The sequence below is a fragment of the Limnohabitans parvus II-B4 genome (assembly GCF_003063455.1).
GTDB lineage: Bacteria > Pseudomonadota > Gammaproteobacteria > Burkholderiales > Burkholderiaceae_C > Limnohabitans_A > Limnohabitans_A parvus.
On record NZ_NESN01000005.1, the window covers coordinates 68,689 to 81,451 of the forward strand.

A 12,763-nucleotide genomic window follows, 5' to 3' on the forward strand; every position below is an offset into this window, starting at 1 on the left:
CAGGTCAATAGAATTGCTTGGGCAGCCACAGCACCAGACTGGGGAAGTAGGTGATGACGGCCAGGCTGCCCAGCAAGGGGAACAGCCAGGGCAGGATGGCGCGGGTGGTGGCTTCCACGCTCAGGCGCGCCACGCGGGCCAGCACAAACAGCACCATGCCCATGGGCGGATGCAGCAGGCCGATCATCAAGTTGAGCACCATGACCAGGCCAAAGTGCACCAGATCAATGCCCAGCTTCTGGCAAATGGGCACCAGAATCGGCACGAGGATGGTGATGGCGGCTGTGGGTTCGAGGAAGCAGCCGACAAACAGCATCAGCAAGTTGGCGAGCAGCAGGAACATCCAAGGCTCTTGCGTGAACCCCAGCACCCAAGCGCTGATGGCCGTGGTCACGCCTGTGGCGGTGAGCATCCAACCAAAAATGCTGGCTGCTGCCACGATGAACAGCACGGTGGCCGTGGTCTCTACCGTGTCCAGGCAGATCTTCACGAACATCTTGAAGTTGAGTGTGCGGTACCAGAAGAAGCCCAGCGCAATCGCCCAAACGCAGGCGGCAATCGCGCCTTCAGTCGGGGTGAATACGCCAGTGGTCATGCCGCCAATCAAGAGCACGGGCGTCATGATGGGCAGCACCGCCTGGAAGTTGAACAGCTTGTCGGCCGCGAACAACACGATCAAAGCGCCGAACACAGTGATTTGCGGTGGTGTGCCCATCGCCGTGACCAACCACCAGATGGACAGGGGCCAGCACACGACCACAGCAGTTTCTACCAAGGCCTTGATGACTTTGGACCACTCGAATTTAACGTCTGAACCCCAGCCATTTTTGTGCGCGAAATAGGCCACGGTGAGCATCATCAGCACAGCCATCAAAATGCCGGGCAAGATGCCCGCGAGGAACAAGGCCCCCACCGACACGTTGGCCATCATGCCGTAGATCACGAAGGGCAAGCTGGGGGGGATGATGGGGCCGAGCGTGGCCGAAGCCGCAGTGACGCCCACCGCAAATTCGGTGCTGTAGCCATGGTCTTTCATGGCCTTGATCTCGATGGTGCCCAGGCCTGCCGCATCGGCAATGGCGGTGCCGCTCATGCCTGCAAACACAACCGAGCCGACCACGTTGACGTGGCCCAGACCGCCTTTGAGCCAGCCCACCAGGGCCAGCGCGTAGTTGTAGATGCGGTTGGTGATGCCCGCGTTGTTCATCAGGTTGCCGGCCAAAATGAAGAAGGGCACGGCCAGCAGCGGGAAACTGTCGATGCCCGAGACCATGCGGTGGATGACCACAAACGGCGGCGAGCTTTCGACGAAAAACAAATAGAGCAAGGACGCACCTGCCATGGCAATCGCCACCGGAATACCGCCGCTCATGAGGATGAGGAAAAGGATCTTCAACATGGGAGAACTTTCTAAAGGCGTTTCAGCGGTCGGTCATTTCAGATTCGGGGCGTTGCAGCACGGTGTAGCCCCGCTGCCAATGCACGCGTGCAACCCAGATGGCGCGCAGGCACATGGCGGCAAAACCGGCCATGACCACGCCGTAGACGATGTTCATGGGCAAGTCGATGATGGTCATCTTGTAGCTGCCCAGCTTGTCCATCATCTGGCCGGTCAGCACAGTGGCTGCCGCGAAAAATGCAATGCGCATCACATCGACCACCGTGCCCATGGCACGAGACAGCCACTCGGGCATGAAGCGGTAAAAGAAGTCGACCTGGATGTGGTTGTTCTTGGCCACGCCAATGGTCGCGCCGGTGAACACGGTCGCAATCAGCATGTAGCGTGCAATTTCTTCGGTCCAGGAGGCCGAATTGTTCATCACGTATCGGGTAAAAAATTGGTAAAAAACCGTGGCACCCAAGGTCCAGAAAAACGCCAATGCCACCCAGGCTTCAATGGGGGTTCCTGACAGATCCACTTCATCGTCGGTGGCATGGAATTGGCCATCGTCGCCCATGACTTTGGGCATGGCATCCAGATCGGGTAGCTCGCTCATATTGCGTCCTTGAATTCGGAATAAGGCGCAGGCCAGGCTGCAAGAGCCTGACCTGCGCGATGGCGGTGCTTTATTTAGCAGCCTGGATCTTGTCGAAGTCAGCACGTGTGAAGCCCATGGACTCCAGCGGTGCGTTTTTCAGTACGGCGTCTTGGAACGACTTGCGGTCCACTTGCACGATTTGCAGACCTTTTTTCTTGAACTCGTCGACCAGCTCAGCTTCACGCTTTTTGATCTTGCCAGTCGAACGATTGGCCGCTTCCTGCGTCACTTCGGTGAACATTTTCTTTTCAGCATCGCTGAGTTTGTTCCAGACGTGAGGGGCTACTTGGGTGGTCAATCCGTCCACGATGTGCCCCGTGAGCATGATGGCCTTTTGCACTTCGTAGAACTTCTTGGCTTCGATGGTGGTCAGTGGGTTTTCCTGGGCTTCCACCGTGCCGTTTTGCAAGGCCAGGTACACCTCGGCAAAAGCGATGGGTGTGGGGTTGGCACCGCACGATTTGGGTGTGGCGGTGTAAGCCGGCACATCGGGCACACGAATCTTCAGGCCCTTCATGCCATCGCAGGTGGTGAAGGCTTTTTGGGCCGTGGTGTGGCGTGCGCCGTAATAGGTGTAAGCCGTGACCTGGATGCCGGTTTTGGCACGGTAGTCGTTCACCATTTCCTGGAAGATAGGGCTCTTGGAATAGGCGATCAGGTGATCGCCGTCACGGAAAATGAAGGGGTAGTAGGCGATGCCAAAGCGTGGATAGGTGCGGGCGGCAAACGATGTGCCGCTGATGATCATGTCCACCGTGCCCAAGGTCAGGCCTTGGTTGATGTCGGTTTCCTTGCCCAAAGTGGAGGCGGGAAAGACCTGGATGTCGAACTTGCCGTTGCTGCGTTTCTTGATTTCTTCAGCGGCCCAGACCGAGTCGATGTGGTACGGCTCGGATGTTTCGTAGGCATGGGCCCACTTCAGTTTTTGCTGGGCTTGTGCGCCGGTGCTGATCAGCATCGAGCCGATCGCAACAGTGCCCAAGGCGGCCAGGGTTTTCAGGGTGAATCGTTTGCTCATCGTTGTCTCCTTAGTGGTTTTTGAAAATTGCTGACGCGAAAAAAGGGCATACCCTTATCGGGCGGGAGCGCGGCGCCAGCTCGCGCTGTATCTTTTGTGGGCTTGTTTCAAGTGCTTTTGCATTGCTTTACGTGCACCAGTGCTGTCGCGGGCTTCGATGGCGTCCAGCACGGCTTGGTGCTCGGCAATGGCCGCTTGCCAGGAAGCCGGGTGCTCAAAATAGTCACCCAGACGCTCGAACAAGGGGCCGTTGCGGGCTTGCCAGAAGCGCTGCACGGTGTCGAGCAATACGCCGTTGCCGCAAGCTTGTGCAATCCCCTCATGAAAGGCTTCATCGCCCCAGCGGGGCACCTCGTCGCGAGCGGCTTCCAGTTTCATTTTTTGCAGACCATTGCGGATAGCTTGCAGGTCTTTCTTTTGGGCGTTTTGCGCAGCCAGGGCGGCCACTTCGGCCTCCACCAGAATGCGCGCGCTCATGACTTCGAGTGGACCCCATTCGGCTGATGCATCGCTTTGGGCTGCTCCTGCCTTGTTTTTGAGCGGCGTGGTGCTTTGCACATAAATGCCCGACCCCGTGCGCACTTCGATCATGCCTTCAACCTCAAGGGCAATGAGCGCCTCGCGCACAGAAGGGCGACTCACACCCAGTTGGACCGCCAAGTCTCTCTCTGCCGGCAAACGCGAGCCCACAGCAAACTCCCCTGAGTTCATCAGTTGTCGAAGTTGTTCGGCAATCTGGCGATACAGGCGTTGGGGTTCGACGGTTTGGATGGGCATGCGGGGAATCAGGGATAACGTGAATTGGACAAGTGGTCAGACCAGTTGCACAATCATCACATGTTCAAAAGCTGTTGCAACTCCGCACAAACCCGTATGTCGGTCGTCCTCAAGATCGTTGTGGGTGAGGTTTGCCGCAGCACATGCCGTCCACCTTTTGCCGCCTACAGGTTTGATCCAGATGTCTTCTGTTGTCATTGACCGCGTGAGTCTTCGGCAAGTCAATTTGCCACCCAAGGTTTTGCGCACCGACGCCATTCAGTCGTTCGTGACGCAAGAAACCATCTTGCTCACGCTGCACTGCAGCGACGGCATTGAGGCCACAGGCTACGCTTACACCATCGGCACCGGGGGCTCTGCGGTCATCGCATTGCTCAAGGACCACTTGGCGCCACGTTTGATCGGTCGCAACCCGGTCATGGTGGAGGCCATCTGGAAGGATTTGTTTTTTCACACCCATGCCACTGCTGTGGGCGCGATGACCAGCCTGGCGCTGGCCTGTGTGGACACCGCCTTGTGGGACTGGCGAGCGCAAAGTCAGGGCTTGCCGCTTTGGCAGTTGCTGGGCGGTGCGCAAGCGCGGGTGCCGCTCTACACGACCGAAGGCGGCTGGCTGCATTTGTCGCCCGAGGCGCTGGTGGACCAGACACTGGAGGCGCAAGCCCTGGGCTTTAAAGGTGCCAAGATCAAAATAGGCCGCCCGCATGTGAGCGAAGACGTGGCCCGCCTGAGTGCGGTACGCGATGCGGTAGGTCCGGGCTTTGAGCTGATGACCGATGCCAACCAGGGCTTTAACCGCGCCGAGGCCGTGCGCCGTGCGCGGGCTTTCGATGGTTTGGGGCTCGCGTGGATCGAGGAGCCCTTGCCCGCCGAAGATGTGTCGGGTCACCGTCAGCTGTGTGAGCACACGACCATCCCGGTGGCGGTGGGCGAGTCCATGTACCACCCGATGCAGTTTCGCGAAGTCTTGGAGCAGGGGGCTTGCTCCATCGTGCAGCCCGATGTGGCGCGCATCGGCGGCATCACACCCTGGATCAAGACGGCGCATCTGGCCGAAACCTTTGACGTGGCGGTGTGCCCGCACTTTTTGATGGAGCTGCACGTGAGCCTGTGCGCGGCCGTGCCCAACGCCACCTGGGTGGAATACATTCCGCAGCTCGACGACATCACCACCTCACGCATGAAAGTGGAGGGTGGTTATGCCCATCCGCCAGAAACCCCCGGTCTGGGCATCGCCTGGGACTGGTCAGCGATTACCCAAAAACAAACCACCCATCTGGAGATCAAGGCACCATGAGACTCAAAGGAAAAACCGCGCTGATCACGGCCGCCGGGCAAGGCATTGGCCAAGCTGCGGCGCTGGCCATGGCCGCAGAAGGCGCTGTCGTTTACGCCACCGATGTGAACGCTGAATTGCTCAAGTCGTATCAGGGCGTGGCCAATGTGCACACCGCCGTGCTGAACGTGCTCGACAAAAACGCGATTGCCGCGCAGGTGGCCAGCATGGACCGCATCGACGTGATCTTCAACTGCGCGGGCTTTGTGCACAACGGCTCCATTGTGGAAGCCAAAGACGAAGAATGGGAGTTCGCCTTCAACCTGAACGTGCGCTCGCAGTTCTGGATGATCCAAGCGGCCATTCCCAAAATGGTGGCGCAGTTCGAGAAAGACGGGCGCGGCGGCAGCATCATCAACATGGCCAGCGTGTGCTCCAGCGTCAAGGGTTTGCCCAACCGCTTCATTTACGGCACCAGCAAGGCGGCCGTGATCGGGCTCACCAAAAGTGTGGCGGCCGACTTTGTGCGCCAGGGCATCCGCTGCAATGCGATTTGCCCCGGCACTGTAGACACGCCTTCCCTGCAGGACCGCATCAACAGCTATGCCGACCCGGCGCAGGCCCGCAAGGACTTCATCAACCGCCAGCCCATGGGGCGGCTGGCGCAGGCGGCAGAAATCGCGCCCATCGTGACCTTCCTCGCATCGGACGAATCTATTTTTGCCACTGGCAACGCCTATATGGTGGACGGTGGCATGACCATTTGAATTTCAGAAAGATGTACATGAATTTGCTGGACATGAAAGGCCGCCATGCGGTCATCACCGGTGCAGCCACCGGTTTGGGTTTTGCCATTGCGCAGCGCATGCTGGCTTCTGGCGCACGCGTCACGATCTGGGACCGCGATGTCGCAGGCATGGCCAATGCGGCCGAGCAACTGCGTCAGGGCCAGCTGGGTGCGGTGGTCAACACGGTTCAGGTGGATGTGACCAGTCATGCTTCGGTGGTGCAGGCTACCGCGCAAACCACGTCACTGGCCGATGTGGATGTGCTGGTCAACAGCGCGGGCATCACCGGCCCCAATGTCAAAGTGTGGGACTACCCGGTCGATGCCTGGAAGCAGGTGTTCGATGTGAACGTGCACGGCCTGTTCCACTGCTGCCGCGAACTCGGCGCACACATGAAGGCGCGCAACTACGGCCGCATCGTCAACATCGCCTCGGTCGCGGGCAAGGACGGCAACCCCAATGCCAGTGCTTACAGTGCGAGCAAAGCGGCCGTCATTGGCCTCACCAAGTCGCTGGGCAAAGAACTGGCCGACACGGGGGTGCGCGTGAACTGTGTCACCCCAGCGGCTGTGAAGACGGCGATTTTTGATCAAATGACGCCCGAACACATCCAGTTCATGTTGTCCAAAATTCCGATGGCCCGCTTTGGCGAGCCCGAAGAAGTCGCCGCCATGGTGACCTGGTTGAGCACCGAAGAATGCTCCTTCTCCACCGGCGCGGTCTTTGACCTGTCCGGTGGCCGTTCCACGTATTGATTTTTTACACACTGAGAGGTTTTATGAAACTCGTTCGCTATGGCCAACCCGGCAAAGAAAAACCAGGCCTGATCGACGCCGATGGCCGCTTGCGCGACCTGAGCGCTGTGGTCAAAGACATCACGCCTGATTTGCTCAATGACAAGGCATTGGCCAAGCTGGCCAAGGTCAAGACCGACAAGCTGCCTTTGGTGCGCGGCAAAAAGCGTTTTGGCACGCCCATCTCGTCGACCAGCAAGTTCATCGCCATTGGCCTGAACTACGCCGACCACGCGGCCGAATCGGGCATGCCTATTCCCAAAGAGCCGATCGTGTTCACCAAGGCGATCTCCTGCATTCAGGGTGCGGACGACGACGTGATGTTGCCCAAAGGCTCCAAGAAGTCCGACTGGGAAGTCGAATTGGGCATCGTGATCGGCACACGCGCACGCTACGTCACGCAAAAAGAAGCCCTCAACCATGTGGCTGGTTATTGCGTGGTCAACGACGTGAGCGAGCGCGAATACCAGCTCGAGCTGGGCGGCAGCTGGGACAAGGGCAAGGGTTGTGACACTTTCGGCCCTGTCGGCCCATGGCTGGTCACACGCGACGAAGTGCCCAATCCGCAAGCTCTGGGCATGTGGCTGGATGTGAATGGCGTGCGTTACCAGACCGGCAATACCAAGACCATGATTTTTGGCGTCGCCAAGTTGGTGAGCTACGTGAGCCAGTTCATGACCTTGGAGCCGGGTGACATCATCACCACCGGCACGCCTCCAGGCGTGGGCATGGGCGTCAAGAAAGACGGCAAGCCCGCACCTGTGTTCTTGAAGCGCGGCGATGTGATGCGCTTGGGCATCGACGGCTTGGGTGAGCAAACCCAGAAAGTCGTGGCCTTCAAGGCCTGATTTTTTTGACTTGACCGGGCAGGCCGTGCTTGGCGAGCATGGATACCCGGTCAAGCCGGGTATGACAATTGGCTTTGCCACCCGTCCCTTTGCTTGTCACCCCCAACTCGATCGGGGGTCCATGACTTCGACGGCCATGGATACCCGGTCAAGCCGGGTATGACAATTGGCTTGTCACCCGTCCCTTTGTTTGTCACCCGTCCCTTTGTTTGTCACCCCCGACTCGATCGGGGGTCCATGACTTCACCGCTTGTGTTTGTCTCGGTTGCTCCTGATTTACCCTTGGTCCGTCAAGTGGTTTGATCGCTTGTTGAATTTTGGTGCAAAATAGAACGACCGTTCTATTTTGACCACCATGACCGACCGCAAACACCCTTCCAAAGTTGAAACCCTGCCCGTGCCGGAGGCGGGACGCCGCGTGCTGATCAAGGGCCAACAAACCAAAGCCGTGATCATCGAGGCCGCATTGGGCCTGGCTTCGCAGATCGGACTTGAGGGCTTGTCCATTGGGGCACTGGCCGAAGTGACTGGCATGAGCAAATCGGGTGTGTTTGCCCACTTTGGCTCCCGCGAAGAACTCCAGATTTCCGTCATCCGCGAATACCACGACCGTTTCGAAGCCGAGGTGTTCTATGCGGCCATGCAAAACCCCCGTGGTGTGCCCCGGTTGCAGGCCATGTTTGACAACTGGATGGTGCAGACGTCGGCCGAAATCGATTCGGGCTGCATTTACATCAGCGGTGCGGTTGAATTTGACGACCGGTCTGGTCCGGTACGCGATGCGCTGGCTTCGTCGGTGGTCAGTTGGCAAACCGCCTTGCGCCGTGCCGTCGAACTGGCGCAGGAGGAAGGGCAGCTCAGCCGCGAGTCCGATGCACACCAGATCGCATTTGAAATCCATGGCCTGATTTTGGCCCTGCACTATGAAGCCCGATTTTTGCGCAACCCCAGCGCCACAGAGCGTGCCCGGCAAGGCTTTTCGCACATTCTGGCGCGTTATGCGGTTAAGCCGACTGCGCCCGAGGCTGTGACGCGCGTGTCCAGCAAATCTCCCCAACTGGTTTCGGTGTCCAAACCTGCCGCAGCGCGGCGCAAAAGCACCGCTGACTGATTTCTATTCTTCACAGACTTCACCTACTTTCTCAAGGAATTGCCATGCCCGTCTACAACCCACCCCTTCGCGACATGCAGTTTGTTTTGCATGAGCTGCTCAACGTGAGTGATGAATTCAAAGCGCTGCCCAAGCATGCAGAGACCGATGTCGACACCATCAATGCAGTGCTCGAAGAAGGTGGCAAGTTCGCCGCTGAGGTTGTCTTCCCGATCAATATTTCAGGTGACACACAAGGTTGCACATTGAACCGAGACACGCATGCCGTGACTGCACCGGATGGTTTCAAGGATGCATATGCCCAATTTGTGGCGGGTGGCTGGCCTTCTCTGAGCTGTGATCCCGAGTTCGGCGGCCAAGGCCTGCCATTTGTGGTCAACCAGTGCTTTTACGAAATGCTCAACTCGTCCAACCAGGCCTGGACCATGTACCCCGGCTTGTCGCACGGTGCGTATGAAGCCTTGCACGCGCATGGCACGCCCGAGCAAAAAGCTTTGTATCTGCCCAAGCTGACCAGTGGCGAATGGACCGGCACCATGTGCCTGACCGAGCCGCACTGCGGCACCGACCTGGGCCTGCTGCGCACCAAGGCCGAACCGCAGGCCGATGGCACCTATCGCATCACCGGGCAAAAGATTTTCATCAGCGCGGGTGAGCACGATCTGGCCGCCAACATCGTGCACCTGGTGCTGGCCCGTTTGCCCGATGCGCCGCCCGGCAGCAAAGGCATCAGCCTGTTCCTGGTGCCCAAGTTCAAGGTGGCGGCTGACGGCAGCATGGGCGAGCGCAACGGCATTTACTGCGGCGGCATCGAGCACAAGATGGGCATCCACGGCAATGCCACTTGCCAGATGGTTTTGGACGAAGCCGTGGGGACCCTGGTGGGTCAACCCAACAAAGGGCTGGCCGCGATGTTCGTGATGATGAACGCTGCTCGCTTGGGCGTGGGCAACCAGTCGCTCGGTTTGACCGAGGTGGCCTACCAAAATGCATTGGCCTATGCCAAAGACCGTGTGCAGATGCGCTCGCTGACCGGGGTGAAGGCCCCCGGCAAACCGGCCGATCCGATCATCGTGCACCCCGATGTGCGCCGCATGCTGATGACTGCCAAGGCCTATGCCGAAGGGGGCCGCGCACTGGCTTGCTACTGCGCTTTGTTGCTCGACAAGGAGGTGAACCACCCCGACGAAGCGGTGCGCGCCGAAGCGGCCGAGCTGGTGGCTTTGCTCACGCCCATCGTCAAGGCCTTCACCACCGACAACGCCTGGGAGGCCACCTCGGCTTGCCAGCAGGTGTTCGGTGGCCACGGCTACATCAAGGAGTGGGGCATGGAGCAGTTCGTGCGCGATGCTCGCATCAACATGATCTATGAAGGCACCAACACCATCCAGTCGCTCGACTTGCTGGGCCGCAAGGTGCTGGGCAACCAGGGCGCATCGCTGCAAAAGTTCGGCAAGCAGATCGAAAAACTGGTCAAGGCCGAAATGGCCAATGAAGCCATGGGCGAGTTCATCAAGCCGCTGGCCGATCTGGGCCAAAAGCTCACCCAACTCACAGGCGAAGTTGGCATGAAGGCCATGAGCAACGCCGACGAGGTGGGCGCAGCCGCGGTGGACTACCTGCGCGTGGTGGGGCACTTGGTGCTGGGTTACTTCTGGGCCCGCTCGGCGCAAATCGCTCTGAAAAAACTGGCAGAGGCCGAAGAGGAAGCGCAGCGCCCCGATCCGTTCTACCAGGCCAAGCTGCAGACGGCGCGTTTTTATTTCACCCGCTTGATGCCCGAGACATCGAGCCTGATGCGCCGCATCCGTGCGGGCAGCGATGTGCTGATGGACACCGACGCCGCGCTGGCATGATCTTCTTTTTCACTGAAATCCAGCCATGATCAAAACAGTCCTGACCGCCAGCCTCGGGTTGCTCACCTTTTTTGCACAAGCTCAAATGAGTCCATTGGGCTTGTGGCGCAGCATCGACGATGAAAGCAAGCAGCCCAAGGCCGAAATTCGCATCAACCAGACCGCTGCAGGCACTTTGTCTGGGGTGGTCGAGAAGTCCTTGCAAAACAACCCCAACACCGATCCTCTTTGCAGCCTGTGTACCGATGACCGCAAAGACAAGCCCAAAATCGGCATGGAAATCATCCGGGGTGGTCAACAAGGCGACGGCAAACCGGTATGGGAAGGTGGGAAAATTCTCGATCCCGAGAACGGCAAGAATTACAGCTTGCGTTTGACCCCGATTGACGGCGGTAAAAAGCTCGAAGTTCGAGGGTACATCGGTACGCCCCTGTTGGGACGCACCCAAACCTGGATTCGCGTCCAGTAAACCTGCACAAGGAACGCCATGTCTGACATCCTGACCCACATCGACTCGGGGGTGATGACCATCACCTTCAACCGCCTGGACAAGAAAAACTCCATCACCTCGTCCATGTACGCGGCCATGGCCGATGCGGTGGCTCAGGCCGCGGCTGACGCCAGTGTGCGCGTGGTGCTGTTCCAGGGGCACGAAAGCGTTTTCAGCGCGGGCAATGACATCGGTGATTTTTTGAATCAGCCGCCCAGCACACAAGACTCGCCCGTGTTTCGCTTTTTGCGTGGCATAGCGACGTTTGAAAAACCGCTTTTGGCCGCTGTGGCCGGGCCTGCCGTAGGCATTGGCACCACCATGTTGTTCCATTGCGACCTGGTTTACGCGGGCGACAATGCCGCGTTTTCCATGCCCTTTGTGAACTTGGGTTTGTGCCCCGAGGCGGCTTCCAGCTTGCTGGCCCCGCGCATGTTTGGCTACCACCGTGCTGCCGAAGCCTTGCTCATGGGTGACCCCTTCTTTGCCGAGGGGGCCCAGGAAGTCGGGCTGGTCAACCGTGTCGTGCCGCCTACCGAAGTCAACGGCTATGCCCAAGCACAGGCACGCAAGCTGGCCGCTAAGCCGCTGTCGTCACTCATCGAGACCAAGCGTTTGATGAAAAGTGGCTACCAGCAAGAGGTGCTGCAAAAGATGGACGATGAAGGCAAAAGCTTCGGGCGCATGCTGAAAGAGCCTGCTGCCAAAGAAGCCTTTGGCGCTTTCATGGAAAAGCGCAAGCCCGATTTTTCCAAGCTGTAAATGCCGCGTCTTTCGCTTTCAGCGGGCGTTCTTCCCTAAAATCCCTGGCATGCCCCATCGCCCAACCACCCCCGTCGTCCTTGAAGCCGAATACATCGAGGGCTTTCGTCAGATCTACGAAGAAAAGATCGTCTTCAACAAGACGCTCGGCTTGAAGCTGGTGAAAGTCACGCCCGAAGGGGTCGAGGCCCGCATCGACATGCGGCCGGAGTTGGTGGGGCACTTTGCCTACAACCGCATTCATGGCGGCGTCATCAGCGCGGTGCTCGATGCCATCGGCAGCGCGGCTGTGATGGCGGCTCTGGCGGCCAAGCACATGGACGAAACGCCGGCCAAACGCCTGGAGCGCTTTGCCAAGCTGGGCACCATCGATTTGCGGGTGGACTATTTGCGCCCGGGCATTGGCGAGCACTTCACCATCACGGCCAATGCCCTGCGTGTGGGCTCGCGGGTGGGTTCATCGCGCATGGAGTTTTGTGGCCCCGACGGTACGCTGATGTCGACCGGGGCTGCGGCTTACATCGTCTCCTGAAGCTCTTGGACCTGCTGCGCCTGCGTCAAGACTTCGTTCATCACTCTTCGGGCACCAACCTCGGTTTGCCTTGGTCGTCCACCGCCACATAGGTCAGGTTCGCTTCGGTCACCTTGATGTACTGACCTTGCAGTTGGAAGCGCTCGGCAAACACTTCAACCTTGACCGTGACGGACGTGCGACCCACACGGACGATCCGAGAAAAAAATGACAGGATGTCTCCCACTTTGACCGCTTGCTTGAAGATGAACTCGTTCACAGCCACCGTCACCATGCGGCCGCGCACGCGTCGTGCGGGCAGAACAGCCCCGGCCAAGTCGACCTGAGCCATGACCCAGCCGCCAAAAATATCACCGCTGGCATTGCAGTCGGCGGGCATGGGGATGACCTTGAGCACCAATTCCTGGTCTGTGGGCAAAGCCACGGTGTGGGTGCGGGTAGTTTCAGACATGGGCACAATCGGGTGAACTAA

At 58.8% G+C, this 12,763-nt stretch carries 14 protein-coding genes; 9 read left to right on the top strand and 5 right to left on the bottom strand.

Annotation, left to right across the window (positions count from 1 at the left end; translation table 11 throughout):
- Nucleotides 1-4: 4 nt before the first annotated feature.
- From B9Z37_RS12665 to B9Z37_RS12680, 4 genes are all read right to left on the bottom strand, one after another.
- Nucleotides 5-1,399, bottom strand: coding sequence for a TRAP transporter large permease (locus B9Z37_RS12665; protein ID WP_108313393.1), 1,395 nt, complete (start codon nt 1,397-1,399; stop codon nt 5-7).
- Nucleotides 1,400-1,421: 22 nt separating this feature from the next.
- Nucleotides 1,422-1,997 carry a TRAP transporter small permease gene (locus B9Z37_RS12670; RefSeq protein ID WP_108313394.1) on the bottom strand — a complete coding sequence of 192 codons (576 nt, stop codon included), beginning with the start codon at nt 1,995-1,997 and terminating at the stop codon, nt 1,422-1,424.
- Nucleotides 1,998-2,067: 70 nt separating this feature from the next.
- Nucleotides 2,068-3,057 carry a sialic acid TRAP transporter substrate-binding protein SiaP gene (locus B9Z37_RS12675; RefSeq protein WP_108313395.1) on the bottom strand — a complete coding sequence of 330 codons (990 nt, stop codon included), beginning with the start codon at nt 3,055-3,057 and terminating at the stop codon, nt 2,068-2,070.
- Nucleotides 3,058-3,111: 54 nt separating this feature from the next.
- Nucleotides 3,112-3,834 (bottom strand): FadR/GntR family transcriptional regulator, encoded by a 723-nt coding sequence (locus B9Z37_RS12680; protein WP_108313396.1) that lies wholly within the window; start codon nt 3,832-3,834, stop codon nt 3,112-3,114.
- A gap of 181 nt (nt 3,835-4,015) precedes the next feature.
- Between B9Z37_RS12680 and B9Z37_RS12685 the strand changes: the two genes are divergently transcribed.
- From B9Z37_RS12685 to B9Z37_RS12725, 9 genes are all read left to right on the top strand, one after another.
- On the top strand, nt 4,016-5,131 hold the full coding sequence (locus tag B9Z37_RS12685) for a mandelate racemase/muconate lactonizing enzyme family protein (RefSeq protein ID WP_108313397.1): 1,116 nt from the start codon (nt 4,016-4,018) through the stop codon (nt 5,129-5,131).
- Nucleotides 5,128-5,877, top strand: coding sequence for an SDR family oxidoreductase (locus tag B9Z37_RS12690; protein WP_108313398.1), 750 nt, complete (start codon nt 5,128-5,130; stop codon nt 5,875-5,877). The genes B9Z37_RS12685 and B9Z37_RS12690 overlap by 4 nt, the downstream gene beginning before the upstream one ends.
- 17 nt (nt 5,878-5,894) lie before the next feature.
- A complete protein-coding gene (locus B9Z37_RS12695) occupies nt 5,895-6,653 on the top strand; it encodes an SDR family NAD(P)-dependent oxidoreductase (RefSeq protein ID WP_108313643.1) in 759 nt (252 codons plus the stop codon).
- 23 nt (nt 6,654-6,676) lie between these two features.
- The gene (locus tag B9Z37_RS12700) at nt 6,677-7,540 is read left to right on the top strand and encodes a fumarylacetoacetate hydrolase family protein (RefSeq protein ID WP_108313399.1); all 864 of its coding nucleotides are present in this window, start codon (nt 6,677-6,679) and stop codon (nt 7,538-7,540) included.
- Nucleotides 7,541-7,895: 355 nt separating this feature from the next.
- Nucleotides 7,896-8,651 carry a TetR/AcrR family transcriptional regulator gene (locus B9Z37_RS12705; protein ID WP_108313400.1) on the top strand — a complete coding sequence of 252 codons (756 nt, stop codon included), beginning with the start codon at nt 7,896-7,898 and terminating at the stop codon, nt 8,649-8,651.
- Nucleotides 8,652-8,695: 44 nt separating this feature from the next.
- Nucleotides 8,696-10,507: an acyl-CoA dehydrogenase C-terminal domain-containing protein gene (locus B9Z37_RS12710; protein WP_108313401.1), complete on the top strand. Its 1,812-nt coding sequence runs from the start codon at nt 8,696-8,698 to the stop codon at nt 10,505-10,507.
- 25 nt (nt 10,508-10,532) lie between these two features.
- Nucleotides 10,533-10,976, top strand: coding sequence for a DUF2147 domain-containing protein (locus tag B9Z37_RS12715; RefSeq protein ID WP_108313402.1), 444 nt, complete (start codon nt 10,533-10,535; stop codon nt 10,974-10,976).
- An 18-nt stretch (nt 10,977-10,994) separates the two neighbouring features.
- Nucleotides 10,995-11,759, top strand: a complete 765-nt coding sequence (locus B9Z37_RS12720) for an enoyl-CoA hydratase (protein ID WP_108313403.1) — start codon at nt 10,995-10,997, stop codon at nt 11,757-11,759.
- 49 nt (nt 11,760-11,808) lie between these two features.
- Nucleotides 11,809-12,291 (top strand): thioesterase family protein, encoded by a 483-nt coding sequence (locus tag B9Z37_RS12725; RefSeq protein ID WP_108313404.1) that lies wholly within the window; start codon nt 11,809-11,811, stop codon nt 12,289-12,291.
- 40 nt (nt 12,292-12,331) lie between these two features.
- On the opposite strand, the gene B9Z37_RS12730 is transcribed toward B9Z37_RS12725, so the two are convergent.
- Nucleotides 12,332-12,742, bottom strand: coding sequence for an acyl-CoA thioesterase (locus B9Z37_RS12730; protein ID WP_108313405.1), 411 nt, complete (start codon nt 12,740-12,742; stop codon nt 12,332-12,334).
- Nucleotides 12,743-12,763 lie beyond the last annotated feature (21 nt).